The sequence below is a fragment of the Flavicella marina genome, from assembly GCF_009193215.1.
Lineage (GTDB): Bacteria > Bacteroidota > Bacteroidia > Flavobacteriales > Flavobacteriaceae > Flavicella > Flavicella marina.
The window spans coordinates 228,303-253,186 of record NZ_VYVA01000004.1; the positions used below are offsets into that span (position 1 = coordinate 228,303).

Sequence of the window (24,884 nt, forward strand, 5' to 3'; positions counted from 1 at the left end):
AAGATAATTCTTATTTTTGTTTCTATGATTACAACAGACCAGTTCCAAAAATTATCCGACCGAATTAGCAAGCTCAAAAGCTACCTCGAAATTGATAAAAAACAAATTTTAATCAATAACGAAGAAGAAAAAAGTGCCAACCCAAACTTTTGGAATGACCCTAAGGAAGCTGAAATTGTACTCAAAAATTTAAGATCACTCAAAAAATGGGTTGAAGATTACAACAATCTAAACACGTTGCTTGATGATTTATCTGTTCTATTAGAGTTTTTCAAAGAAGGCGAAGCTACTGAGCTTGAAGTTGATGAATTGGTTTCAAAACTCACCCTTCTTTTAGAAGATGTAGAATTTAGAAACATGCTTTCAGAAAAAGGTGATCAACTGAGTGCTGTATTACAAATCACTGCAGGTGCAGGTGGTACTGAAAGTTGCGATTGGGCTCAAATGCTAATGCGCATGTATATGATGTGGGCAGAAAAGCAAGGTTTTAAACTAAAAGAGTTGAATTACCAAGAAGGAGATGCAGCAGGTATAAAAACAGTAACCCTAGAAATTGAAGGAGACTTTGCTTTTGGTTATTTAAAAGGTGAAAATGGCGTACATCGATTGGTACGAATTTCTCCATTCGATAGCAATGCAAAAAGACATACAAGTTTTGTCTCTGTTTACGTTTACCCGTTAGTAGACGACTCCATAGAAATTGTAATCAACCCAGCTGATATTTCTATTACTACAGCACGATCAAGTGGTGCAGGAGGACAAAATGTAAATAAAGTCGAGACAAAAGTACAACTTACTCACAAACCAACAGGAATTCAAATTTCTTGTTCAGAAACACGTTCGCAACACGAAAATAGAGATAGAGCAATGCAAATGTTAAAATCTCAATTGTATGAAATAGAATTGAGAAAACAACAAGAGGCTCGAAGTGATATTGAGGCAGGGAAAATGAAAATAGAATGGGGAAGTCAAATAAGAAATTATGTAATGCATCCTTACAAAATGGTAAAAGATGTAAGAACCTCTTATGAAACTGGAAACGTTGATGCAGTAATGAATGGTGAAATTGATGAATTTCTAAAAGCATATTTAATGATGAATTCAGGAACCGAAGACAGCAACGAATTATAAAAATCACGTTTGGAAATGACGCAACTAATAGAAACCATTATTTTTGACCTAGGTGGTGTATTTATTGATTACAACCCTGAATACTATTATCGAACCATTTTTAAAAACGATTCAAAAAAAATGCAATGGTTTTTAGAAAATGTATGCACTCCTGAATGGAATATAGAACAAGATGCCGGTCGAACCATTGAAGAAGCCAATCGGATAAAAATTGCAGAGCACCCAACATATGAGAAAGAAATACGGTCCTTTTATGAGAATTGGAGAACCATGTGTAAAGGTACTTACCAAGGCACACTTGATATTTTTGAAGCCATAAAAAACTCAGGAAAATATAACTATTATGCCTTGACAAATTTCTCTGCTGAAACATGGCCTATAGCAACGGAAATGTTTCCTTACTTAAATACTTTCCAAGGAGTTGTAGTCTCAGGACATGTTAAAATGCGTAAGCCCTTTGCTCCTATTTACGAACATCTATTGACTAAATACGATATCAATCCTACAACAGCGGTTTTTATTGATGACAGTTTACCGAATATAGAAATGGCAAAGGAATTAGGAATTCACGGAATCCATTTTCAATCACCTGAACAGCTGAAAAGAGAATTAGAAAAATTAAATATTCAACTATGATTAAAATATACCACAATCCAAGATGCACAAAAAGTAGACAAGGAGTAGCTGTTTTGGAAAATGCTAAGGTACCATTCGAAACTATAAAATATTTAGAAACACCTTTAAATGAAAACGAGTTAAAAGACATCATAAAACTGCTAAACATCACTCCGATTGAGCTGGTTAGAAAAACAGAAAAAATTTGGAAAGAAAACTATAAGGGAAAAGAGTTTTCTGATGCAGCTATTGTAAAAGCCATGATTGACAACCCAAAATTAATTGAAAGACCGATTGTTGTAAAAGAAAACAAAGCGGTTATTGGGAGACCCACTGAGTTAATAGTTGATTTACTTGAAAAATAAATTAGTCAAAAATACTTTTGGAACTATATATTCCTAAATGCTGACGATTCAAAACAAAGAAAAATTTTGTAGAAAGATTCGCTGCAATTTAATGGAACCCATGATAAAACCTGAAAAAAAACACTACAGAATATGTTTATCAAAAACAACTTTTAGTTAAACATTTCGTATCTTTGCACAAATATTTACCCACAATGACAAGAAAAGAAAAAGGTGTATGGGTTAGTTGGAATGAAAACATCCAACATAAGTACAAAAATCTCTATACAGTTCAAACTGAAAAAGAGCTACAAGAAGTTGTAGAAAAATCTGAAAAATTAAGAATCTTCGGGAACAAACAGTCTTCAGCAGACATCAGTGCTGGGCTAGAGACACTAGTCGATATTCGAAATTATAATAAAATACTTTCTTACGACGATACAAAATTACAAATTACTGTAGAAGCAGGTATCACGCTAGAAACACTTATAGAAGCAATTGAAAATAAAGGGTGGTGTATACCATGCTTACCTGATATCAATACTGTTACTCTAGGAGGAGCTTTGGCCACAGGTACACACGGAACAAGTGGAAAAATCTTAGCACAATACGTACAATCGTTTCGAATCGTACTCGCTGATGGTACATTGAAAGAGGTAATCGATGGAGATGAATTGATGGATGCATTGAGAGTTTCAATGGGGGTATTAGGCGTCTTTTCTACGATTACAATAGCCTGTGAACCTAATTATACACTTCATGTAAAAGAAGCTCCACAAAAGGATGCCATTTGGACAAAAAATTTAAAAGAAAAAATTGATCAATATGACTTTTTAAGAGTCTTATGGATGCCTCATACTGATAAAGGATATGTGATTACTGGTGATAAAATTGCACCAGAAAAAAACATCATAGAAAAAAATGGACCATCCTACTTAAAATATCGAAGAGATGTTTCCAAAATTTTATACAAACACACACATACCTATCCGTGGTTCACATCAGTAGCCAATAAAATACTGGCCCTTGCTTTTTTCAATAGCAAAAAAGAACACAAAGGTAGTTTATATCAAGCAACTGTAACCAAATCGAGAGGATCTACCTTAGAACTAGCAGAATGGACCATTGCCTTAGATGATTTTCAAAAGGTTTTTGAAGAACTCAAAGCTGAGATCAACAAATGGAGCAACAAATCGTTTATCCATATTCCAATGGATGTTCGATTTATAAAAGCCGACAACTCTTGGTTAAGTTACGCTTACAAACAAGATACCGTTACCGTAGGCTGTGTCTCTAGAAATGCACAAACTGCTGATAGCTATGAAGCCTTTAAAACAGTTGAAAACATTTTCATCAAACACGGTGGTCGCCCGCATTGGGGAAAACGTTTCAAAGCGAGAGATCCTGAAATGGAACAACTCTACCCTAAATGGAATGATTTCAAAAATTTAAGAAAGAAATTAGACCCAAATAATAAATTCTTAAACACCTATTTAAAAGAATTATTCGATGAAAAATAATGATTTTCCTGTTGGCTTTTTATTTGATTTTGATGGCGTTATAGTCAATAGTGTAGATAGCCATGTCAACGCTTGGAAAGAAGCCTTTGAAAAAATATTCCATAAAAAACTCACTTATTTTCCGCACGAAGAATTGGCTGGAAAATCACCACATTTGATTTCAGAGCATTTAGCAAATGCAGCTGGCTCTATTGAAAAAAGCCTTGAACTGTATTTATTAAAAGGCGATATTTTGCATAGTAGTAACACACCTCCTATTCTATTGCCTGGTGTCAAAGAAATACAACAATTTTTAGCTAATAGAAGTATTCCACATGGAATTGCAAGCAATGCTACTCGAATGTTTGTAAAAAACAGTGTGGCACAACTTGATTTAGGTTTCAAACATATTTTCGGATTAGAGAATTACAAATTTCCAAAACCAAATCCTGAAGCCTATATCACTTTAGCAAACCATTTAGAGATTCCGGCTAGGGAATACAAAAATGTTTGGGTTTTTGAAGATAGTCTTACAGGAACAAAAGCTGCCGTAGATGCAGGAATGGTTCCTATTGGAATTTTAACCATGAACACGAAAGAACAGATGGAGGCAGCTGGAAGTAAACACACCTTCCCTACACTATTGGAAGCATTTGAGTATATAGAAAACCCGGCAAATTTTAATTAAAATACAACTCTTTTAACTGTTGATTGTATTCGAATTGTAAGTCTTCGTGTACCACTTTAATTTTTTTCTCTAAACTTAACAGCTCTCGGTTGTATAAATTCTTTAAAACCAAACTATGCCGAATAGAAGGTTTTACATTTTTTAAAGATTCACAAAAATAAAGAAGTAGCTCTATCTCTGTAGGTTTCTTTTTTGAATAACGTATGTTTGTTTTCACCATTCTTAGAATCTTTCGAACGGTCTTTTTCATGTAAAAATAGCTGCTGGTATTTATCGTTTCAAACAAAGCGTCCATTTCTGCTTGAACGGTTTCAATATACCCCTCTTCGTTCTCTGCTTCTAGCAAAAGATATGTCAATAATTCCTTATTTTCTTTTTTAAATTTTGCCAAATGCAAACAAATCTGCAACAACTCATCTTGAGTGGCATGAGATAATTCTGACTTTAATTCTTTTAAACTCGCTGCTTTCATAAATTCAATCCGATAAAAGTTGTAGCATTGAAATGTACCTAAACTATTTCACAAAAAAAAGGGATTGCAATCCATTGCAATCCCTTTGTATATTTTTTTTTGGAAAACTCTATTTACTCTTTAGATTTTTCTTGTTTTTTCAACATTAAGTTTTCAAATATTGTTCCTCCAATCCAATAAGGAACTACAAAAGTCAATAAGAAAATTAACAACCAAAAACCTGCTGTAAAAACAAAAAGAAATAATAAAAATCCTAAATATTGAGAAACGTCCATAATAATTTTATCTATGTAATAATTTATTCGCAGCAAAAATAATATTTTTTTCAGAGTATGCCTATTTTTTACAACATATTTTTAGAGGTCAATAAAAGAGTAATTCATCTTAAAAAAAGACTTGTTTGGCAATGTAAAAAGAGGCTGATTGCTTATATTTGTGTGGCTTTATAAAATGGGTTTTTCGTTTATAGAAAAGCACATTTGTTAAGACCTCTATCGCACAATAAAATAATAGTATTATGGAATATAGAATTGAAAAAGACACCATGGGTGAGGTTAAAGTACCTGCCGACAAATATTGGGGTGCACAAACAGAACGTTCAAGGAATAATTTTAAAATTGGTCCTGCTGCTAGCATGCCATTAGAAGTGGTTTATGGTTTTGCTTATTTGAAAAAAGCTGCTGCTCATGCCAACAGTGAATTAGGCGTTTTATCTGAAGAAAAAAGAGATTTAATTTCTGCTGCTTGTGATGAAATTTTAGCTGGAAAACACGACGATCAATTCCCTTTGGTTGTTTGGCAGACAGGTTCTGGAACGCAGTCAAACATGAATTCGAATGAGGTAATTGCAAATCGTGCACAAGAATTGGCAGGACGTGTAATTGGTGAAGGCGAAAAAGTAATTCAACCTAATGATGATGTAAACAAATCACAATCATCTAACGATACTTTTCCAACAGGAATGCACATTGCGTCCTACAAAATGGTTGTCGAAACTACCATTCCTGGTGTTGAACAATTAAGAAATACTTTAAAAGCTAAATCAGAAGCTTTCAAAGATGTTGTAAAAATTGGACGTACGCATTTAATGGATGCAACTCCTTTGACAATTGGTCAAGAGTTTTCTGGTTATGTTTCTCAGTTAGATCATGGCTTAAAAGCCTTAAAAAACACGCTTCCGCATTTAGCAGAATTAGCTTTGGGAGGAACGGCTGTAGGTACAGGTTTGAACACACCTGCTGGATACGATGTATTAGTAGCTGAAAAAATTGCTGAATTTACTGGGTTGCCTTTCGTAACAGCTGAAAATAAATTTGAAGCTTTGGCTGCACATGATGCCATTGTAGAAACTCACGGTGCATTGAAACAAATTGCTGTTTCTTTAAACAAAATTGCTAACGATATCCGTTTGATGGCCTCAGGTCCAAGATCTGGTATTGGTGAATTGATCATCCCAGCAAACGAACCTGGATCTTCAATCATGCCAGGAAAAGTAAACCCTACTCAATGTGAAGCTATCACCATGGTTGCTGCCCAAGTAATGGGAAATGACGTTGCTATTGGTGTGGGTGGTTTACAAGGACATTATGAATTGAATGTTTTCAAACCAGTTATGGCAAAAAATTTGATTGAGTCTGCAAGGTTGATCGGAGATGCTTGTGTTTCTTTTGATGTAAACTGTGCGGTTGGTATCGAACCAAATCATCCAGTAATTGAAAAACTATTGAACAACTCATTGATGTTGGTAACTGCATTGAATACTAAAATTGGTTACTACAAAGCTGCTGAAATTGCAAACACAGCACATGCTAATGGAACAACATTGAAAGAAGAAGCTGTTCGTTTGGGTTATGTAACAGAAGCTGAATATGACGAATGGGTAAAACCAGAAGACATGATCGGAAGTATGAAATAATACTTTTGTATTCTTATATACCAAAACCTCCTGATTCTTATCTAGGAGGTTTTTTTATTTAAAAACGAGGCTTCGACATGCTCAGCCTCCTTTATTATACCCTGATTCAAATATTTAAACTGAATTCCCAACCTTGTCCCCTTCGACGCATGTTTAGCTTACTTTTTTATCCTGAATCCCATATGTTATACCCTGTATTAACCACCTCGTACCCTGATCCTGTCGAAGGGTACTTAGTCAAATTTATGGATTGATCTGAATGTCAAATTAATTCTAGGGAATTTCACTTTTTTAGATTTAGGTAAACTATGCAACCATTGCTCTTGTGTTGAACCTTTCATCACCAATAAATCGCCTTTTTCCAATGTAAAAGTTACTTTATGTTTGTTTTCTTTATGTTTGAAAACAAAATTTCTTGCTGCCCCTAAGCTCAATGATGCGATTGCAGCATGTTCTTTCATTTCCTTTTCACCATCAGAATGCCATCCCATTCCCTCTTCTCCTGAATGATATAAATTCAACAAACAAGAATTATAAGACGTACCTGTCTTCGTTTCTACCAAAGATTTCAATTCCAAAAGTTCTTTAGTCCACGGTATTGTATGCCTTTCTACACCAGCATAGGTATAAGTTAAACTCTTTTCAGAATACAATGCTACCTTTCTGTCTAACGTAATTTTTTTTCCGAACAACACAGAAGAATCCCTTTTCCATGCAATTTTTGAAAGCAATATATCAAAATAATTCAATGCTTCTTTTTGACTTAGTATCGCTCCATGATAATACACCTCTCCATCAAAAGGTAATTTATTTGATAATGGGTTGCTATCAAACAAATCCATCAGTAATTAGTTTGTTTTCCCTTCTAAATCTAAAAAGAAAGAATAATCACGTGCCACTTCTTTCAAAGCATCAAAACGTCCAGATGCACCACCATGCCCTGTTTCCATATCTGTATGCATCATAAGCTTGTTAGTACCTGTACTGTATTCTCTTAATTTTGCAATCCATTTTGCAGGCTCCCAATATTGCACTTGTGAATCGTGCAAGCCAGTAGTAATAAATAAATTTGGATATGCTTGTCTCTTCACATTGTCATAAGGAGAATATTGACGCATATAATCGTAATATTCTTTGACATTCGGATTTCCCCATTCATCATATTCACCTGTAGTTAACGGAATCGTTTCATCAAGCATCGTAGACATTACATCTACAAAAGGTACTGCAGCAATAACCCCGTTGTACAATTCAGGGTTTAAATTAATCACAGCTCCCATCAACAAGCCTCCTGCTGATCCTCCCATCGCATATAAGTGCTTTTCAGAAGTATAATTCTGTTCTATCAAATATTTACTACAGTCGATGTAATCGTAAAATGTATTCAGTTTGTTGAATAACTTTCCGTCTTCATACCATTCACGGCCTAAATATTCACTTCCACGAATATGTGCAATTCCATATACAAAACCTCGATCTAACAAACTGAGACGAGTTGTGCTAAATCCAGCATCAATTGTATGTCCATAAGAGCCATAGGCATATAATAAAAATGGTGTGTTTTGATTTAGCTCCGTATCTTTTCTATACACCAAAGAAACAGCAACTTTTTTACCGTCTCTAGCGGGAACCCAAATACGTTTCGATTGGTAGTTTTCTTTATTGAATTTTCCTCCTAGAACTTCCTGTTCTTTTTTTATTTCTTTCGACTGATCGACCATGTTAAAATCAATCACAGAACTAGGGGTTGTCATAGAATTGTATCCATAGCGAATGGTCTCTGTATCAAATTCAGGATTTGCATAAACATATGCTGAATAGGTTTCTTCTCCGAAGTCTAAATAATAGTCTTCGCTACCATCCCATTTTTTAATTCTGATACTGTTCAATCCATTATTTCTCTCCTCTAAAACCAAATGATTTTTAAAAATAGAAATATCTTCTAACAATACATCTTCACGATGCGCAATTACTTCCTCCCAATTTTCTTTGGTTGTTTTTGATATTGGTGTACGCATCAACTTAAAATTCTTTGCATTGTCTTTATTGGTAACAATGTAAAAGTGCTCATCAAAATGAGATATACTGTATTCTAAATCTCTTTCTCTTGGTTGAAAAACGCGAAAAGTTCCATTTGGATTATCGGCCTCTAAAAACTGATATTCTGTAGAAACAGTGCTATACGAACCAATCACTAAATATTCATGAGATTTCGATTTTGTAACATAGGTGCTAAATGTTTCATCTTTCTCTTCAAAAACGACAACATCATCCTTCGCCTCAGTTCTTAATTCATGTTTTTTTATTTGTGAACTTCGAAGTGTTTCAGGATCTTTTTTGGTGTAAAAAAACGTATTGTTATCATTTGCCCAAACTGCACCACCAGTAGTGTTTTCAATGGCATCATTAAATACCTCTCCAGAAATCAAATCTTTCACATATAAGGTATATTGGCGTCTACTTACGGTATCTACAGCAAAGATAGCTTTTGTATTATCAGGACTAATAGACAATCCACCTAATGCATAATAATCATATCCTTCTGCCATGACATTCACATCAAAAAGCAACTCTTCTTCTGCATCTAAACTCCCCTTCTTTCTAGTGTAAATAGGGTATTGTTTCCCTACTTCATATCTCGTGATATAATAATATCCATTCTTTTTATAAGGAACAGAAGCATCGTCTTCTTTGATTCTCCCCTTCATTTCTTCAAACAACGCTTCTTGAAAATCTTCTGTATGCTTTGTCTCTTCTTCAAAAAATGAATTCTCCGCATTTAAATAATCTAAAACTTCTAGTGTTTGTTCATCTTTAACCTCAGCATTTTTCTGTTCATCAGTTAAACGCATCCAATGGTAATTGTCTACACGTACATCTCCATGCTTTTCAAAAGTAGTTGGAATCTTCTTTGCTACCGGTGCTTGAGTACTAATTTTAGTCATGTTATTTTTATTACAAGAGAGCACAAAAATAAGACTAAAAAGCGCCAAACCTAAATTTATTTTATACATTTATGCTATGGTTATTGGTGTTCTACCAATTTAGTTATTATTACTCGAAAAAAACTTCACACTATGGAAAAAAATGCAAAGGAAATATTATCAGAATTAGAAAAAACACAGGCTAAAATCGTTAGTAAAAAAGAACATTTAAGAACTGTATTTATCGATGGAGAATCAGGTAATGGTTTGGTAGTAGCGACGATTACAGGAAACAAAAAAGTAGTGAATATTGCAATTGACGACAGTGTTTTAAACAACCGATCGGTATTAGAAGAGCATCTAATTACTGCTTTGAATGATGCATTAGACAAAGCATCTGATATTCGTGAGAAAGAAATATCAAATATTAAAAAAGAAGAGTTTCCGTATGTCTTAAATTTTTAAGACTGTATGGCTGTTAAAGCCAGTTGGTAAATTTTATCAAACTGTTCTTCTCTTGTGAGATTTGAATTGTCGATCTCAATGGCATCTTCTGCTTTTACAAGAGGAGAGTCTTTTCGTGAGGTATCTTGTGCATCTCGAGAAGTTACATTTTCTAATATAGCTTCAAAAGTTACATCATCTCCTTTCGCTATCAGCTCATCATATCTTCTTTGCGCTCTAGTTCGAGCTGAGGCAGTCATAAATAATTTTAATTCTGCTTCTGGAAAAACAACGGTACCTATATCTCTACCATCCATTACAAGCCCTTTTTGCTGACCTAATCTTTTCTGAATTTCAACCAGCTTAGCACGAACCTCAGAGACTGATGCTACTTTGCTTACAAACCCAGAAATCTGTAACGAACGTATTTCTGACTCAACATTCACATCATTCAAGTACGCTTCAGCAAACCCTACCTTTTCATTAAAAATAAAATTTACGTTGATTTGATCTAGTAGTCCCACTAATTTTTCAACATCAAAAGTATTGTCATCTATGCAATTGTTTCGAAAAGCATACAAAGCCACCATTCGGTACATCGCACCAGTATCTACATACACATATCCTAGTTTATTGGCCAACTCTTTCGCTACTGTACTTTTACCTGTTGAAGAAAAACCATCTATAGCAACTATTATTTTTTTATTTTGACTCATGCAATTAATTAAGATTGACTACCAAACTAAATGTGTTCGAGTTCGCACTCGGATGATATTTAGTCACAGCATAATTGAAGGTGATTTTTTTTAAATTCAAACCGAATCCGTAAGAAAAACCTCCATAAGAATTCGTTCCATTTAAAGCCAGCTCTTTTCCTCTTCTAAAGTTATACCCGCCTCTAATAGAGATCTTTTTATCAGAAAACAACTCTGCTCCCACAACCAAATGACGTAAAGCGTTGTCTGCAAAAGAAATTTCTTCAGCAACAACATTTTGATCGATATCGATAATTTCATTTGACGGGTTAGGTTCAGAAATATTCCACTGTTGTAAATTATCGATGTTCAAATACCATGTCAATGGCAAATGTTCTAATTTTGATGAAACTCCAAAATTTATTTGCATCGGTAACTCTTCTTTCAATCCATCGTAGGTTTTTAGCTGCGTTCCCAAATTTCTAACTGTTAAAGAAATAAGTGTTCGCTCGTTAGAGTGACGATACAAAGCAGCAAAATCCGCTGCGATACCCAATGACGAATATGTATCAATTCGAGAACTAATAAATTTCACATTTGCTCCTATGGTAAAATTACTCGCTTTTGAGGTGTAAGCATATCCAACATTCAATGCCAAATCTTGTGCACTAAATTCTCCGATAATACTTCCGTTTTCATCTGCTCGTGTGAAAGTCCCGTAATCTAAATACTGAACTCCTCCATAAAACAATCCAACTTTCTCGTTAAATTGAGAAACAAAACTTACAGACCCAAGAGAAATTCCAGCCAAATAAGACGTATAATTAACTGCAAATTTATTTTGTAAAGACGCATCTATCATCGCAGGATTCCATAAAGGAATATTCACATCATCTTCAATTGTATTGGCTGCACCTCCAAGAGACATCTGATGTGCCGATGAGGGTAAATTTAGAAAACTATAGACTTTCTCTCCTCCGACCTGAGCATAGCTGAGGCATGAGATTGACAAAAGAAAGATTAGTAAAAGTTTTCTCATTAAAGTAGTCGTCTTGTATGGCTTATAAACAAGAACGTAAAAATACTATATTATTTTAAAAAGGGAAGTAAAAAAAGAGATTCTTACATATGTACACGAGTGATGCGACAAATAGTATCTTACTATCAATTCAACTTATCATAGGCATCAATTGAATCAAAATAAAAAGTTATTTTTGCAGCTATGAATCATAAAGATACCATTGTTGCCTTGGCTACAGCATCTGGAGTGGGTGCCATTGCCGTTATTCGTGTTTCTGGACCGAAAGCTATTGAAATTGTAAATAACAATTTTCAATCCATAAAAAAACAGAAATCACTTACAACACAAAAATCACATACCTTACATTTAGGCCATTTGGTTAGCGAAGGAAAAACGATAGATCAAGTATTGGTATCTGTGTTTAAAAACCCTAATTCTTATACAGGTGAAGATACCATCGAGATATCTTGTCATGGATCGAGCTATATACAACAAGAGATTATTCAGTTATTGCTGAAAAATGGTTGTCGTATGGCAGATGCTGGTGAATTTACTTTAAGAGCATTTTTGAACGGAAAATTAGATTTAAGTCAAGCCGAAGCCGTTGCAGATTTGATCTCTTCAGACTCTGAAGCTTCTCATCAAGTAGCCATGCAGCAAATGCGAGGTGGATTTTCTAATGAAATTCAACTATTAAGAGAACAACTTTTAAATTTCGCTTCTTTGATAGAATTAGAATTAGATTTTGCTGAAGAAGATGTTGAATTCGCAGACAGATCTGAATTCAAAACTTTAATTGCAAGAATACAATTGGTGTTAAAACATTTGATAGATTCTTTTGCTGTGGGTAATGTAATTAAAAACGGAATTCCAGTAGCTATCGTAGGAGAACCCAATGTTGGTAAATCAACCTTATTAAATGCTTTATTGAATGAAGAAAGAGCAATAGTATCTGACATTGCAGGAACTACGAGAGATGCGATTGAAGATGAAATAATAATCGACGGTGTTACCTATCGCTTTATCGATACAGCAGGAATTAGAGAAACATCGGATGTTGTTGAAAATATCGGGATTCAAAAAACTTTTGAAAAAATTACTCAGGCACAAGTGGTGATTTATTTATTTGACTCAGAGAAATACAAAATCAAAAGTGATATTTTAAAATTGGAGTTGGAAGTAATCAAAAACAAATATCCACAAAAGCAATTGATCATTATTGCCAATAAGGCTGATAAAATATCTGATAAGGAACGTGCAAAAATTGAAAATGAAATCCCTGAAATTATTAGCATTTCGGCTAAAGAAAAATCAGGTATTGAGACCTTAACCAATGAACTAACCAAGTTAGTAAACATTGGTGCTTTGAATAATAACGATACCATTGTTACCAACTCTCGTCATTATGATGCTTTGCTGAAAGCCTTGAATGAAATAAACAAAGTTGACGAAGGAACACAATTAGGAATTTCTAGTGACTTATTGGCTATAGATATACGTGAAGCTTTGTACTATTTTGGATTAATTACTGGTGAAGTTACCAATGATGAACTGCTAGGGAATATTTTTGCAAATTTTTGTATTGGAAAATAAACTTCAGAATCCAACTAATTCAAACAGCGAAATTCCAAATATCCTCACTTATACCCTATTATTGTTGAAGGGTGCGCCATATGGATACCTTTACTGAAGTGAGACTTCGACAGGCTCAGTCTCCATTCTTAAAAAACATCTTAAAATTTGTACCCTGAGCTCGTCGTAAGGTACGATAGACTGCATACATCTCAACTCAGAAATAAAGTCGTTACAATACTTCCTTTGTTATTTTCTAAATCAACAGAACACAATACTTTTGTTTCTGAGAATTTCAAATCAAAAGGAGCTTTCATCAAGTCTACTCCACTCTGTTTTTTCAAACGAATACCTTGACCAGAAATGATATCTAAATTTGGTACAAATATTCCATTAGGAAGATGTTCTGTAATAATAAGATATTTATATTTTGACAATTTTTGAGTCACCGCTTGAATTTCTCTATTCGACAAATGTTGCAATACTTGCCTTAAAACAACACAATCACCATCAGGTAAATCGTCCTTTGCAATATCTAAACATAGAAACTCTAAATGATCCTCCTTAAAACGCGATTTGTTATGTTCAATTAACCTAGGTACGATATCTACACCAATATAGTTTTCAGCATAGCCCATCAGTTGTCTACCAATATTGAAATCACCACAACCTAAATCACAAATAGTGATCGCTCGGTCAAATTCAGATAAAAAATTTTGAACGGCTTGTATATAGGGTTCTACAATTTTTAAATCATGTGAGCCCTCACCTGAATAAAACTCATACGCATTACCACCCCACAAATGCTTGTCGTAAATTTGTACCATAGCATCTTTTGTTGGCCAAGGAGTTTTCTCTTTCTTTGGTTTATTCATCTAAATCATGAGTTTCGTACAAATTAAATGACAATATGATGAAACTAAAAACCAATCATCATTTTTTTTCCTGACCAAAAAAGAAAAAGCATCCAAATCGAAAAATGGATGCTTTCTTTCAAAAAAATAATACGTTTCTATTTTTGAATCAAAATCAAACGAGATACTTGTGTGTTGTTTGTAAGTAACTGAACAACATAAACACCACTCGCAAAATCAGCAACGATTAAAATACTTCTCGTAGTTTCCACATTTTTCTCTACAAGTTTCTTCCCCTCAATACTATATAAAGCGTAAGAATTTACGTTTGATAATTGGTCTAAATGTAAGCTTTCGTCAGCAGCAACATAATAAATAGAAACTTCTTCTAATTGATTCGACGAAGTTGACAAATTTCCGTTTTTTGAATAAAAATCAATTTCAGTTATCGTATTCCATTTACTCGGTCTTTTCGGTTGTCCAAACCCAAGGTATTTAACATATTTCGCACCAATAATCGGACTTGACAAAAGGAATGATTTATAAGAGCCATCACTATTACTCTCTAAGTTTCCGCTTGCATTTTCTTGATCTGTAAATGGATTTACAAAATCACCAGCTGCAGTTCCTGAAGTTGACACCCAAAACTGAAATTCATAGGTTTTACCATTTGTAGCGGCAAGGTCAATTAAACTTAAATCATGTGAACCTCCTAAATCAAACAATACCTCACCTCCTGTTTCGTAATCTACAGATTCACCAGACCATTGCGTAGAAAGGTTTTTATCGAGCATATTACCAGCTACATTATTTTTTGTAGCAGTAACTTCTTCTGCAAAGAAATACGCAATACTTACATTGTCATTTTCAGATGCATCATTAATTAATGTCATATTATCTTTCGGGTCAGCTGCTTGTTGCGTAATTGTTAGTGACTTTACTATATCGTCACCACCTGTCACTTCAGAAAAAGTAACGGTTCCTGATCTTGTTGTATAAGCCGTATTTTTTGCCACCGTAATTGTTACGGTTCCATTATCTGTACCAGAAGTTGGACTAATTGAAATCCAATCATCATTTGATTCTGCCGTCCAACTCACATTTGCTGATACTGCAGCATCACTATTCCCGCCATCTGCTGAAAATTCCGGAACACTCGCTACTGTTAAAAAATTTCCTTGCTCAGGAATAACAATGGTACAATCACCATCGTTAATTGTTACTCCGGCATAGTCAACAAAGCAAGCACCAATTCCATACCCCACATCAGCATCTGTCGCTGGCAAATAACTTCCCATATTTGCACCTTTCCCAGAAGTATTGGTAAACGTAAAAATCTCACCACTAGCTGTGGCTGAAATTGCATTATCTTCGCTAAAACCGGTATTAGTCGCTCCAAGAGTTGTCCCTTTATAAACATTTCTCTCGTAGGTTAAAGCAGTTCCTAGACTACTATATTCACCGTTAATTACATCGGTAATATTTGCGTTTCCATTTTCAAAATAAATTAAGTTATCACTAAAATTCCCTAGAGGATCTGTTGAGCCTTTATCTGTATTGTAATACAAAGGTGCATTTGTGTTGATTATTGTATTGTTGATTACCTCAATATCTTCTGTTTTCTGATATCCGTTTGAAACATCCGTTGATGTACATTCAACAGATGAATTTGCAGATCCTCCAATAAAAGTAATTCCATTGTTCCATTTCGCTTGATTGATTACAGCGATACAGTCTTGAATGTAATTGTTCTTGACTAAATGGTCGCTATCCGTTATTCTGATCCCTCCTGTACCATCTACATTTTGTCCTAAAAAATAGTTTTGCTCTACTGTTGCATGAGATCCATGACGTAAAACTAGAGAACCTCTACAACGTCTAAATGTGTTTTTAAAGTATTTGTTGTTTTTACTTTTGTTGGTAATGATTTCATTTTCACCATCTGATTGAACAAAGTAATTGTTGCTTACAGTTGCACCAGAATTTACCATTTGATACTCACTAGTACCGATACGGATGGTTTCACTATCTCCAGCATTACTTAAACTAGAGTCCATTTTCTCAAAGTTATAGAAGTAATTGTTACTGATCGTATGCCCTACCAATTCACAACTATTATTAACTTCTGGCTCTCCATCAGGAACATTTGGAAAAGCATTGTATGAATATTCTGCTAAAATAAGTGCTCCTGCTGTAGTTTTATTCATAAAAGAACAATTGATAACAGTATTATAAGTACCATATAATACAATCCATCTATGTTTTGTAATCTGACCATCTGCCAAATCTTCTGCAAGTTCTGAAGGTTCTGCAGCTAACCCATCAATTACACAATTTTGAATCGTACTGTGGTGTGCGTAATCGTAACCATTCCTAAATTCAATAAAGTTACTAGCACCATAACCACCTTTCCAATGAAAGCCATCAACGATCAAATATTCTCCGGTGGCATTTATTCCGTCGTCCGTTTCTCCCCCTATGGTTAATCTAGGTCCACCTGTAAAAATAACACCTCCAGGTGTTTCAGCTCGAAAAGTTACTGGATTTTCTTCGGTACCTGAACCTAAGAACCTCATACGTTCATCGGTAGTATAGGTCCCGTTTTTTAAAATGATTTCATCTCCAGGCTGATAAAAAACGTTTCTTAAATCTTCAGGATCATCGATTAAATAAGTTTTGTTCTGTGATGTTCCAATGAACGACACAAACAATGTACTGAACAACGTCAATACTAACAATTTTTGGTAATGGTTTTTCATATGAGTTTAGTTTTTGGTTTTCCAATTTGGTGAACCAAACTGGAAAACCAAAAATATAAAAAATATCATTCAAACCAATACAATCATCAAAAAAAACACTCTTACCAACTGACTGTCATTCTACTACCTTAAATTAAACGCAAAATTACTTTACGATTGTTGCAACTGCTCTGACAATACTTGCTTGAAAACAGCAATAGGTTGTGCTCCCGTTACGGCACTTTTTCTATCAAAAACAATTGTAGGAACAGAGTTAACCCCTAAACTTTTCCAATAATTTTGTGCATCCGCAACTTGAGTCCTTTTTTCATCAACATCTAATTGTTTTAATGCTTCGTCAGCATCTAACCCAACCTCTAGTAACGCTTCTTTTAATACCTCTCTTTTCGAAACATTTTTCCCTTCACTAAAATAAGCGGTTGTCAAACGCATTTTTAATGCTGTTTGTTTGCCGTATTTTTTAGCATATTCTAACAATACATGTGCTTCGAATGTGTTCACAATCTTCATTCCGTCAAAATAATCAAACTTAAAACCAAGATCTTCTCCAGCTTCTACCAACATATTCTTTGATGCCTCTAGTTGATCACTCGTAGATCCATATTTCTCAGTTAGATGTTCGTTTAAATCTTGTCCTTCTATAGGCATGTTTGGATTCAATTCGAATGGTTGCCATTCAATTTCTATTTGATCTTCTACACCCAATTCTTGGATTGCTTTTTCTAACCTTTTATATCCGACTGTACACCATGGACAAACCACATCTGATACAATATCTATTCTTAATTTTTCTTTCATCTTTTTGTTGTTATTCTAATTATGTATGAATTGTCGTATGTTGTCAACTAAACTTACCATTTTTCATAATGATTAACATTGTACAATCTTTCAACACTAAAACCTAAAAATTAACATTATTTTTGAGCGGCAACATTCAAATTGAATGTTAATTCTTTTTATACAGTTATGTTACAAATAATTTATGAAGACCCTTATTGTATTGCGATCCATAAACCAAACAATGTATTGGTTCATCATTCGGTAATGGCAAACAATCAGTTGGATGAAAAATCTATGGTTCAAATGTTAATGGAGCAACTTGATCGCAAATTGTACCCCGTGCATCGTTTGGACAGAAAGACTTCAGGAATTGTTTTATTCGCTACTAAAAAAGAATATGTAAAAAATTTTCAAGAACTGTTTTTAAACAATTTAATTGAAAAAACTTACATCGGTTTGATAAGAGGGTTTATTCCTGAATCTGGTACCATTGACAGTCCTGTAAAAGGTAGAGATGCAAACAACCATAAAGATGCACTTACACTATACGAAAGAATTGAAACCTTTACCATTCCCATTTCTGTGGGGCCGTATAAAAATTCACGTTATAGTTTGGTAAGACTGCAACCCAAAACTGGAAGATTGCATCAATTAAGAATTCATATGAATAAAATAAGTCACCCTTTGATTGGAGATGCTAAGTACGGGGATCGCTTTCACAATCGTATGTTTGAAAAAGAATTTCAAAACGAAGCTATGTTTTTGCATGCAAAAACTTTGTCCTTCATTCATCCATTTACTTTAGAAGCAATTGAATTGGAAACTGATTTCCCTGAAAATTGGAAACGAATTATTAATTTATTAAAATAAACAGGTACCAATGGTTTTTGATATTAGATGTAAACACAAAAAAATCTAATTATCAAAGTCATTTTTTTTGCCATACTCTAACATAATCAATAGAAAAATCCATACGTCCATTTCTCTTTTCTTCTTCAGTACCGTTTAATGTTAGCTCTTCTTCGGATTTAGGAATCCCATGCCAAGGAAATATTTCATTATCCAACCAAATGCTTATTGAATTGACAGCAACATATCCGTCATATCCTTTTTCAATTTTCCTGTTTTTTAGTGCCCATTCTGTAGCTTGTGCAGCAGTTACCGAAGAAAACAACTTTCCATCAACATAGTATTTAATACCATCTTTACTCCAATCAATTCCATACACATGAAAATCATCTGCCCCTCTAAAACCAAGATTTTTTCTTTCGGTATAAGAAGGTTTACCTCTTAATTTTTTCCAATCACGTATTGACCACCAAAGTTCACTATCTAAATGTTCTTTGTTCTTTTTCCTTCCATCTCCATACATCTCGAAAAAATCGAACTCTAAATTTTTTCCCATAGACCAAAACCCACTTGTAACCTCAGCATCTGCGGCTTTGCTTCTAATTTCTATATAGCCATACTTAAAATATTTTCTACCAATAAAACATGCTGTAGTAATATTTTCATAGGGCAATGGTTCTCCAAAAACAGGAATCCTAATTTCTTCTATAAACGGGAAATCTGGTTCCCAACGTGTTTCTAAATGTAACATTCCATCTTGCAACCTATAATTTCGACCTGAAAATTGAGAAGGAGCTCTACCGGTCCAAACTTTTTTATTTGGTTTGTCTGGATGCTTATAAAAAGGTTTTCCGTCTTTGAATTTCCCAACAATATACCATCGATTTTCATCAATTTCATCAGAATTAAATTCGTCACTAACTTCAGTGTTTATAACCCATCCTTCTTTATTTTTTGGATCTGATTTTGGATAGATTTGCGCAGTAACTTTTTGAAAGCTTATTAAAGTCAGTATTATGCCTACAATATTTCTGTGCTTCATTTTTAATTAATTTTTATTCTTAACGGTTCTGAAATTACATTCCCCTTTTTGTTCTTAGCAATTACGGTAACTGTACCAGCATTTTTCGTAGCTTGAATCATCAATAAACTCCTACCAAATACTGTAGGTACTGATTTGTTTTTAAACGAATCTAATTTTCTAGTATCTCCGCAATCCGTTCCTAAAAACCTATAACGTCCTTGTATTTCAAATGAAACCTCATCTTCAACATGTTTGACCTCATGACCATTTTTATCTATCAATTGCGCTACAATATGAGCTACATCTGTATTATTAGATTTCAATTGACTTTTATCAACAGTTAATCTAATTGCTACAGGTTTCTTCACGCTAGTCAACTTTATCGAAGCTTTTTTATGCCCCTTTTTTCCTTTCGCTTCAAGTTTTCCCTTCTTATAATCTACAGCCCATTTATAGGTATAATCTTGTTGATTTTTCAAATATTTTTTACCCAATGATTTACCGTTTTGGTAGAGTTCCACTTCTTCACAATTTGAGTATACCTCTACAATCGTTCTTACACCTTCTTTGTAGTTCCAATACGGGTTTACTTCTTGCCATTCTCGAGGAGCCAACTTCCAATAATCTTTTTTCTTCTCAACCACTTCTCCATTTGTAGCTAATTTATAGATTGATTTTTGTTCGGTTTGTGTATACATACTGATGACAGCTAAATCATTTCTCCACAATGATTTGAACATATAAAATGACCCTCTCGGAAAACCCGCGATATCTAATGGACCATGAGGTGTAACCTTCTGTGGCCAAAAATCCGCCCTGCATTCACCCATATAATCTACTCCGGTCCATAAAAAAAGTCCAGCTATAAAATCATGCTCCATCACAGCTTTCCATTCATAATAGCGAGGAACGTTTTCTGTTCCCATCATGCATTTATCAGGATAAGTTTCTTTGAAATATTTATATTTATGAGGTTTGTAACTAAAACCTACTACATCTAAGACATCTGTATAGCCAGTTTCAAAACTAGAAGTAGGTAAAATACAATTGGCTGTGACAACTCTGGTTGTATCCATTGCTCTCGTCCAATCTGCCAATTTTTTAGCAGTTTCTCCTATATTGAAAGTTTGCTCAGGAAATTGTTCCCAAAAAGCTCTTACCTGCTTTGGACTGTGCGGTGGAATCTTTGTTCTCCACAATGTCCAATCCATTTTATCATCCTTATTAGTTTCTTTAAATATTCCGGTTGCTCCACGATTTCCAGGATACGTCCATTCTATTTCATTACCAATACTCCACTGAAAAATGCAAGGATGATTTCTACTACTTTTCATTGTGTTTTTTAGATCTTTCTCAGCCCATAATTGAAAATGTTCTGAATGCCCTCTCGTAATATAATCCACTTCTTTATCGTGCATATTATATCTTTTGTCTTTTGGTAAATCCCATTCATCATAAAATTCGTTTTGCACTAAAAATCCAAGTTCATCGCATAAATCTAAAAATTCATCAGAAGCAGGATTGTGTGAGGTTCTTATTGCATTGCACCCACCTTCTTTAAGTTTCAACAATCTTCGTTTCCAAACATCTTTAGGCACGGCAGCTCCAACCACTCCAGCATCATGATGCAAACAAACTCCTTTTATTTTCATGTTTTCCCCATTAAAGAAAAAGCCCTTATCCTTGTCAAAACGAAAAGTTCTAATACCAAAGCGCGTTAGTCTTGGAGCTTTATCAATTCCCTCAAAATATGTTTTTACGGTATACAAAGTGGGATTGTCAATTTTCCATAATTTTGGTTTTGACACGACAAAGCTTTGGAATATTTTACGAGTTGTTTTCCCAGATAACAGAACTTTATTTCTTTCTGTTGCGACAATTTCCCCTCCATCATCAATTATTTCAGAAATCACAACAGCTTCTTTATCATGTTCGTAGTCATTTTTAAGCTCTAACTCAATTTTAACTTGAGCTTCTTTTTTACTAACTTTAGGGGTAGTTACAAACGTTCCCCATGCCGGAATATGCAATTTATCTGAAATCAACAATTGAACGTTTCTATATATCCCTGAACCTGTATACCATCTAGAATCTGCATACCTACTATGATCCACCCTAACCGAAATTCTATTGACCTCTCCTTTTGGTTTCAAGTAATTTGTTAAATCATAAAATATAGGAGCATATCCGAAGGGATGATTTCCAATTCGATAACCATTCAGCCAAAACTCCGCATTGTTGTAAACACCATCAAAAATAATATAACACTTTTCATTACTGGTAATTGGTGTTCTGAAATTCTTTGAATACCAACCAATTCCACCAGGCGTAAATGCGGTTGCTCCTTCTAATTCTTGAGAAAAACCTAGTTCAATCGTCCAATCATGTGGAAGATCCAATTTCCTCCAATGAGAAATGTCGTAGGTTGTCAATGCATAATTTTTGGAATCGGAAAGCGTAAAAAACCAATCATCATTAAAACTCAATAGTTGATTCTTTTGTCCTTGACTTATCAACGTTGCAAAAACTAGAAATAAGGTAAATAATTGGGTTCTTCTCATATCATAATATTTTTAGTAAACTGTGTTTTTTTGTTTCAACAACAAATGAATTACAAAGATTAGCATTCAAAAAGACTCATACATAAAGTATATTCACATAAATATGAACTATTATGTTGTTAGCTTCATTAGTTATAACTAACTATTAGTTCCTACAAAAAATGAAAACGACTTCAAGTCAAATATTGATCATTCGAATGAATTTTTCGATACTTATAAGGTGTCACATTCTGAACTTTTTTAAACTGTTTGTAAAAAAAAGATAAGGATTCGTAACCACAAGAATAACCTATTTCTGAAACAGTTTTATCTGTTTCAACCAACATTCGAGTAGCCATATTAATTCTATATTCATTCAAATACGTAAAAAAGGGTCTCCCCATTAGTTTACTATAAAACCTAGAAAAAGATTGCTCAGACATCCCTACAACATTGGCTATTTGCAATAAACTAATTCTCTCTTGAAAATGTTTTTCGACATAATTGTGAATCTTAACAATTCTATTTTGTTCGTTCACAACTGTTAGATCGTCAAAACTATTCTGAGACAAAGAGCTACCTTTTTCTTTTGATAGAAAAATCAATACTTTGAGAAGTCGTACGTATTTTTCTTGCTTATCAAGTGATAAGATTTCCATCAAATCTTGTTTCAATTTTCTTGCTGTGCTTTTAGAAAATAAAATTCCCTTATTTGCTTTCTTCAACAAATCAAACACTTTAGTTAACTCAGGTCTTTGCGCAAATGCGTCACTACTCCACTGAATAACGATTGATTCACACAAATCTTCATCACTATGTGTATTCCTCCAAAAGTGAGGAAGATTACCTCCTAGTAAAACGAGTTCCCCTTGCTCGTAATCTCCAACAAAATCACCAATAAACTTTGTTCCCTTACTTTGTACAATATAAATTAATTCCAACTCTGGATGCACATGCCAAGGAGTAACAAAGTCCGTGGCAACATATTTAAAAGCCTTTATTGAAGACTCTCCATCTGTATTTATATTTTCTAGAATTGGTTTCAAAAAAAATTCTATTTTCCTTGCCAACCCGACTTTTCCATTCGTTCTAACAATTTGGCGACCAACTCGGGATTATTCTCTGCAATGTTTGTTGTTTCATTCGGATCTTCTTGATGATCATATACTTCAACAAACAAAGGTTTCTCTTCTGGTTTTCTTCTGTCTTTCCATACCACGGTTCTATAACGATCTGTACGCATCGCATACCCCATTACAAACTGTTCAAAGGTTTCTCTATTCCATTTATCTCCCATTTGAGCAGCAATTCGATCTTCAATTTTAACAATTAATGGAGCATAGAATGCAGTTCTAAAAGGAGGCGTAAAAGGACGAGCAGCCCACTCTCTTAATGCTGGTGTCGGAAAAATGCTAAAGGCATCTTCCTTCCATTTTTTTGAAGGTTTTTTCAATAATGGTACTAAACTAGTTCCTTCTAAATGATTAGGTTTCTCTAAATCCGCCAAATCACACAACGTTGGAAATAAATCTACCAATTCAACCAAAGCATCTGATTTCTGACCTTTAACTTTATTTGAAACCTCAGGAGCAACTATAATAAAAGGAACTTTCGTCGCCACTTCATAATTCGTCGCCTTTCCCCAGTAGCCCATTTCACCAAGATTAAATCCATGATCCGACCATAAGACGATAATGGTATTCTCATATGCGCCTGATTCTTTCAATGCCTGAATCATGTTTCCTATCTGTGCATCAATGTAGCTAGTACATGCATAATAGCCATGTCTTAATTTTTTTTGTAAAGCTTCTGAAAACGGTGCTGTTTTCGGCATATCTGCTGCAACACGGACTTCCATTGACTCAGACAAGCCCATAGCAGCACCATTTATAGGAGCTTTTGTATGTGTTGCAAGTGGAATTGCATCTCTATCGTACATGTCCCAATACTTTTTAGGAGCAATCCAATCTAAATGTGGTTTTTTAAACCCTAAACCTAAAAACCAAGGTTTTTCATTTTCAACCAATTCATGTAACGTAGCAATTGCTGCTTTTGTATTATAACCATCTTCATAAGTATCGTCAGGTACGTCTGCACATTCGGTTACGGGTCCTTTCGCCAACCAGTTTTCTCTAATAACCTTAGCACCGTATCTTTCTTCTAGAGCTTTTTTATTTTTTATGTACAATTCTTGACTTTCTTTCAAAACATATCCTCCTTTTGTTTCAGGGGCATTTGCACTTCGTTTAGGTTTCAACGCTTTTCTAGACCATGACATTTCATCATCTGTATACTTACCGTGAAAAACTTTACCTGCATATACAGTTTCGTACCCATTTTCTCTAAAGTGCTGTGGGATTGTTTTTATGCTAGGAACATTTGCCCTAAAATCTTGGAATAAATCTGTAACATTAATTGATTCTGGTCTCGCTCCGGTCATAATACTAGCTCTAGATGGACCACAAATGGCTTGCTGACAATAAGCTCTGGTAAATAAAACTCCACTTTGAGCAAGCTTATCAATATTTGGTGATTTTACAATCTCAGATCCATAACAACCTAATTCAGTTTTCAAATCATCTACTGCTAGAAACAATATATTTTTCTGTTGTTGCGAATGCGCAACCATTGTAAAACCGATAGCTAGTAAAATAAGTAATTTCTTCATGAAACATTTTTTAATTTGTTAAACAAAAATAAGAAGTCTAGTTTCTTTTGATTGGAATATATTACCAAATACAACTACTATATTACCTGT

Annotated in this window: 22 protein-coding genes; 9 read left to right on the forward strand and 13 right to left on the reverse strand. The window is 34.2% G+C overall.

What is annotated here, in order from left to right:
* Positions 1–24 precede the first annotated feature (24 nt).
* The 5 genes from prfB to F6P99_RS10115 all read left to right on the forward strand — a co-directional run bounded on the left by prfB (position 25) and on the right by F6P99_RS10115 (position 4,277).
* A complete protein-coding gene (gene prfB, locus F6P99_RS10095; RefSeq protein ID WP_152287355.1) occupies positions 25–1,131 on the forward strand; it encodes a peptide chain release factor 2 in 1,107 nt (368 codons plus the stop codon).
* 15 nt (positions 1,132–1,146) lie between these two features.
* A complete protein-coding gene (locus F6P99_RS10100) occupies positions 1,147–1,767 on the forward strand; it encodes an HAD family hydrolase (RefSeq protein WP_152287356.1) in 621 nt (206 codons plus the stop codon).
* Positions 1,764–2,111: an arsenate reductase (glutaredoxin) gene (arsC, locus tag F6P99_RS10105; protein ID WP_152287357.1), complete on the forward strand. Its 348-nt coding sequence runs from the start codon at positions 1,764–1,766 to the stop codon at positions 2,109–2,111. Before F6P99_RS10100 ends, arsC begins: the two co-directional genes overlap by 4 nt.
* Before the next feature lie 194 nt (positions 2,112–2,305).
* Positions 2,306–3,610, forward strand: coding sequence for a D-arabinono-1,4-lactone oxidase (locus tag F6P99_RS10110; RefSeq protein ID WP_152287358.1), 1,305 nt, complete (start codon positions 2,306–2,308; stop codon positions 3,608–3,610).
* Positions 3,600–4,277, forward strand: coding sequence for an HAD family hydrolase (locus tag F6P99_RS10115; RefSeq protein WP_152287359.1), 678 nt, complete (start codon positions 3,600–3,602; stop codon positions 4,275–4,277). Before F6P99_RS10110 ends, F6P99_RS10115 begins: the two co-directional genes overlap by 11 nt.
* Here the strand turns inward: F6P99_RS10115 and F6P99_RS10120 are convergent.
* Positions 4,270–4,749, reverse strand: a complete 480-nt coding sequence (locus F6P99_RS10120; RefSeq protein WP_152287360.1) for a hypothetical protein — start codon at positions 4,747–4,749, stop codon at positions 4,270–4,272. The genes F6P99_RS10115 and F6P99_RS10120 overlap by 8 nt on opposite strands.
* 113 nt (positions 4,750–4,862) lie before the next feature.
* Positions 4,863–5,024, reverse strand: coding sequence for a hypothetical protein (locus F6P99_RS10125; protein WP_193316058.1), 162 nt, complete (start codon positions 5,022–5,024; stop codon positions 4,863–4,865).
* Between the two features lie 242 nt (positions 5,025–5,266).
* Here F6P99_RS10125 and fumC point away from each other — a divergent pair, with 242 nt between their 5' ends.
* A complete protein-coding gene (fumC, locus tag F6P99_RS10130) occupies positions 5,267–6,664 on the forward strand; it encodes a class II fumarate hydratase (RefSeq protein WP_152287362.1) in 1,398 nt (465 codons plus the stop codon).
* Positions 6,665–6,897: 233 nt separating this feature from the next.
* Here the strand turns inward: fumC and F6P99_RS10135 are convergent, their stop codons facing one another.
* The gene (locus F6P99_RS10135; protein ID WP_152287363.1) at positions 6,898–7,506 is read right to left on the reverse strand and encodes an alpha-ketoglutarate-dependent dioxygenase AlkB family protein; all 609 of its coding nucleotides are present in this window, start codon (positions 7,504–7,506) and stop codon (positions 6,898–6,900) included.
* Between the two features lie 6 nt (positions 7,507–7,512).
* Entirely contained in the window at positions 7,513–9,609 is a 2,097-nt protein-coding gene (locus tag F6P99_RS10140; RefSeq protein ID WP_152287364.1) for a S9 family peptidase, read from the reverse strand.
* A gap of 132 nt (positions 9,610–9,741) precedes the next feature.
* Here F6P99_RS10140 and F6P99_RS10145 point away from each other — a divergent pair, with 132 nt between their 5' ends.
* On the forward strand, positions 9,742–10,053 hold the full coding sequence (locus tag F6P99_RS10145) for a YbaB/EbfC family nucleoid-associated protein (protein ID WP_152287365.1): 312 nt from the start codon (positions 9,742–9,744) through the stop codon (positions 10,051–10,053).
* Here the strand turns inward: F6P99_RS10145 and cmk are convergent.
* Positions 10,050–10,748 (reverse strand): (d)CMP kinase, encoded by a 699-nt coding sequence (gene cmk, locus F6P99_RS10150; RefSeq protein ID WP_152287366.1) that lies wholly within the window; start codon positions 10,746–10,748, stop codon positions 10,050–10,052. The genes F6P99_RS10145 and cmk overlap by 4 nt on opposite strands.
* A gap of 4 nt (positions 10,749–10,752) precedes the next feature.
* The gene (gene porQ, locus F6P99_RS10155; RefSeq protein WP_152287367.1) at positions 10,753–11,766 is read right to left on the reverse strand and encodes a type IX secretion system protein PorQ; all 1,014 of its coding nucleotides are present in this window, start codon (positions 11,764–11,766) and stop codon (positions 10,753–10,755) included.
* A gap of 183 nt (positions 11,767–11,949) precedes the next feature.
* Here porQ and mnmE point away from each other — a divergent pair, with 183 nt between their 5' ends.
* On the forward strand, positions 11,950–13,341 hold the full coding sequence (gene mnmE / locus F6P99_RS10160) for a tRNA uridine-5-carboxymethylaminomethyl(34) synthesis GTPase MnmE (protein ID WP_152287368.1): 1,392 nt from the start codon (positions 11,950–11,952) through the stop codon (positions 13,339–13,341).
* Between the two features lie 191 nt (positions 13,342–13,532).
* Here the strand turns inward: mnmE and F6P99_RS10165 are convergent, their stop codons facing one another.
* From F6P99_RS10165 to F6P99_RS10175, 3 genes are all read right to left on the reverse strand, one after another.
* Entirely contained in the window at positions 13,533–14,195 is a 663-nt protein-coding gene (locus tag F6P99_RS10165; RefSeq protein ID WP_152287369.1) for a class I SAM-dependent methyltransferase, read from the reverse strand.
* Between the two features lie 137 nt (positions 14,196–14,332).
* The gene (locus tag F6P99_RS10170) at positions 14,333–16,933 is read right to left on the reverse strand and encodes a chondroitinase-B domain-containing protein (protein ID WP_152287370.1); all 2,601 of its coding nucleotides are present in this window, start codon (positions 16,931–16,933) and stop codon (positions 14,333–14,335) included.
* Between the two features lie 150 nt (positions 16,934–17,083).
* Entirely contained in the window at positions 17,084–17,731 is a 648-nt protein-coding gene (locus F6P99_RS10175) for a DsbA family oxidoreductase (RefSeq protein WP_152287371.1), read from the reverse strand.
* Between the two features lie 168 nt (positions 17,732–17,899).
* Here F6P99_RS10175 and F6P99_RS10180 point away from each other — a divergent pair, with 168 nt between their 5' ends.
* The gene (locus F6P99_RS10180; RefSeq protein ID WP_152287372.1) at positions 17,900–18,583 is read left to right on the forward strand and encodes a pseudouridine synthase; all 684 of its coding nucleotides are present in this window, start codon (positions 17,900–17,902) and stop codon (positions 18,581–18,583) included.
* A 58-nt stretch (positions 18,584–18,641) separates the two neighbouring features.
* Here F6P99_RS10180 and F6P99_RS10185 read toward each other — a convergent pair whose 3' ends face one another.
* The 4 genes from F6P99_RS10185 to F6P99_RS10200 all read right to left on the reverse strand — a co-directional run bounded on the left by F6P99_RS10185 (position 18,642) and on the right by F6P99_RS10200 (position 24,794).
* Positions 18,642–19,604, reverse strand: coding sequence for a family 16 glycosylhydrolase (locus F6P99_RS10185; protein ID WP_152287373.1), 963 nt, complete (start codon positions 19,602–19,604; stop codon positions 18,642–18,644).
* A 2-nt stretch (positions 19,605–19,606) separates the two neighbouring features.
* Positions 19,607–22,147 (reverse strand): sugar-binding domain-containing protein, encoded by a 2,541-nt coding sequence (locus F6P99_RS10190; protein ID WP_152287374.1) that lies wholly within the window; start codon positions 22,145–22,147, stop codon positions 19,607–19,609.
* A 173-nt stretch (positions 22,148–22,320) separates the two neighbouring features.
* Positions 22,321–23,172: an AraC family transcriptional regulator gene (locus F6P99_RS10195; protein ID WP_152287375.1), complete on the reverse strand. Its 852-nt coding sequence runs from the start codon at positions 23,170–23,172 to the stop codon at positions 22,321–22,323.
* 8 nt (positions 23,173–23,180) lie between these two features.
* Complete coding sequence (locus F6P99_RS10200; protein WP_152287376.1) at positions 23,181–24,794, reverse strand: sulfatase; 1,614 nt, start codon at positions 24,792–24,794, stop codon at positions 23,181–23,183.
* Positions 24,795–24,884 lie beyond the last annotated feature (90 nt).

Excerpts from the sequence above, each read along its gene's own strand:
- prfB (WP_152287355.1), top strand. The coding sequence starts at position 25 with ATGATTACAACAGACCAGTTCCAAAAATTATCCGACCGAATTAGCAAG.
- F6P99_RS10100 (WP_152287356.1), top strand. The coding sequence starts at position 1,147 with ATGACGCAACTAATAGAAACCATTATTTTTGACCTAGGTGGTGTATTT.
- arsC (WP_152287357.1), top strand. The coding sequence starts at position 1,764 with ATGATTAAAATATACCACAATCCAAGATGCACAAAAAGTAGACAAGGA.
- F6P99_RS10110 (WP_152287358.1), top strand. The coding sequence starts at position 2,306 with ATGACAAGAAAAGAAAAAGGTGTATGGGTTAGTTGGAATGAAAACATC.
- F6P99_RS10115 (WP_152287359.1), top strand. The coding sequence starts at position 3,600 with ATGAAAAATAATGATTTTCCTGTTGGCTTTTTATTTGATTTTGATGGC.
- F6P99_RS10120 (WP_152287360.1), bottom strand. The coding sequence starts at position 4,749 with ATGAAAGCAGCGAGTTTAAAAGAATTAAAGTCAGAATTATCTCATGCC.
- F6P99_RS10125 (WP_193316058.1), bottom strand. The coding sequence starts at position 5,024 with ATGGACGTTTCTCAATATTTAGGATTTTTATTATTTCTTTTTGTTTTT.
- fumC (WP_152287362.1), top strand. The coding sequence starts at position 5,267 with ATGGAATATAGAATTGAAAAAGACACCATGGGTGAGGTTAAAGTACCT.
- F6P99_RS10135 (WP_152287363.1), bottom strand. The coding sequence starts at position 7,506 with ATGGATTTGTTTGATAGCAACCCATTATCAAATAAATTACCTTTTGAT.
- F6P99_RS10140 (WP_152287364.1), bottom strand. The coding sequence starts at position 9,609 with ATGACTAAAATTAGTACTCAAGCACCGGTAGCAAAGAAGATTCCAACT.
- F6P99_RS10145 (WP_152287365.1), top strand. The coding sequence starts at position 9,742 with ATGGAAAAAAATGCAAAGGAAATATTATCAGAATTAGAAAAAACACAG.
- cmk (WP_152287366.1), bottom strand. The coding sequence starts at position 10,748 with ATGAGTCAAAATAAAAAAATAATAGTTGCTATAGATGGTTTTTCTTCA.
- porQ (WP_152287367.1), bottom strand. The coding sequence starts at position 11,766 with ATGAGAAAACTTTTACTAATCTTTCTTTTGTCAATCTCATGCCTCAGC.
- mnmE (WP_152287368.1), top strand. The coding sequence starts at position 11,950 with ATGAATCATAAAGATACCATTGTTGCCTTGGCTACAGCATCTGGAGTG.
- F6P99_RS10165 (WP_152287369.1), bottom strand. The coding sequence starts at position 14,195 with ATGAATAAACCAAAGAAAGAGAAAACTCCTTGGCCAACAAAAGATGCT.
- F6P99_RS10170 (WP_152287370.1), bottom strand. The coding sequence starts at position 16,933 with ATGAAAAACCATTACCAAAAATTGTTAGTATTGACGTTGTTCAGTACA.
- F6P99_RS10175 (WP_152287371.1), bottom strand. The coding sequence starts at position 17,731 with ATGAAAGAAAAATTAAGAATAGATATTGTATCAGATGTGGTTTGTCCA.
- F6P99_RS10180 (WP_152287372.1), top strand. The coding sequence starts at position 17,900 with ATGTTACAAATAATTTATGAAGACCCTTATTGTATTGCGATCCATAAA.
- F6P99_RS10185 (WP_152287373.1), bottom strand. The coding sequence starts at position 19,604 with ATGAAGCACAGAAATATTGTAGGCATAATACTGACTTTAATAAGCTTT.
- F6P99_RS10190 (WP_152287374.1), bottom strand. The coding sequence starts at position 22,147 with ATGAGAAGAACCCAATTATTTACCTTATTTCTAGTTTTTGCAACGTTG.
- F6P99_RS10200 (WP_152287376.1), bottom strand. The coding sequence starts at position 24,794 with ATGAAGAAATTACTTATTTTACTAGCTATCGGTTTTACAATGGTTGCG.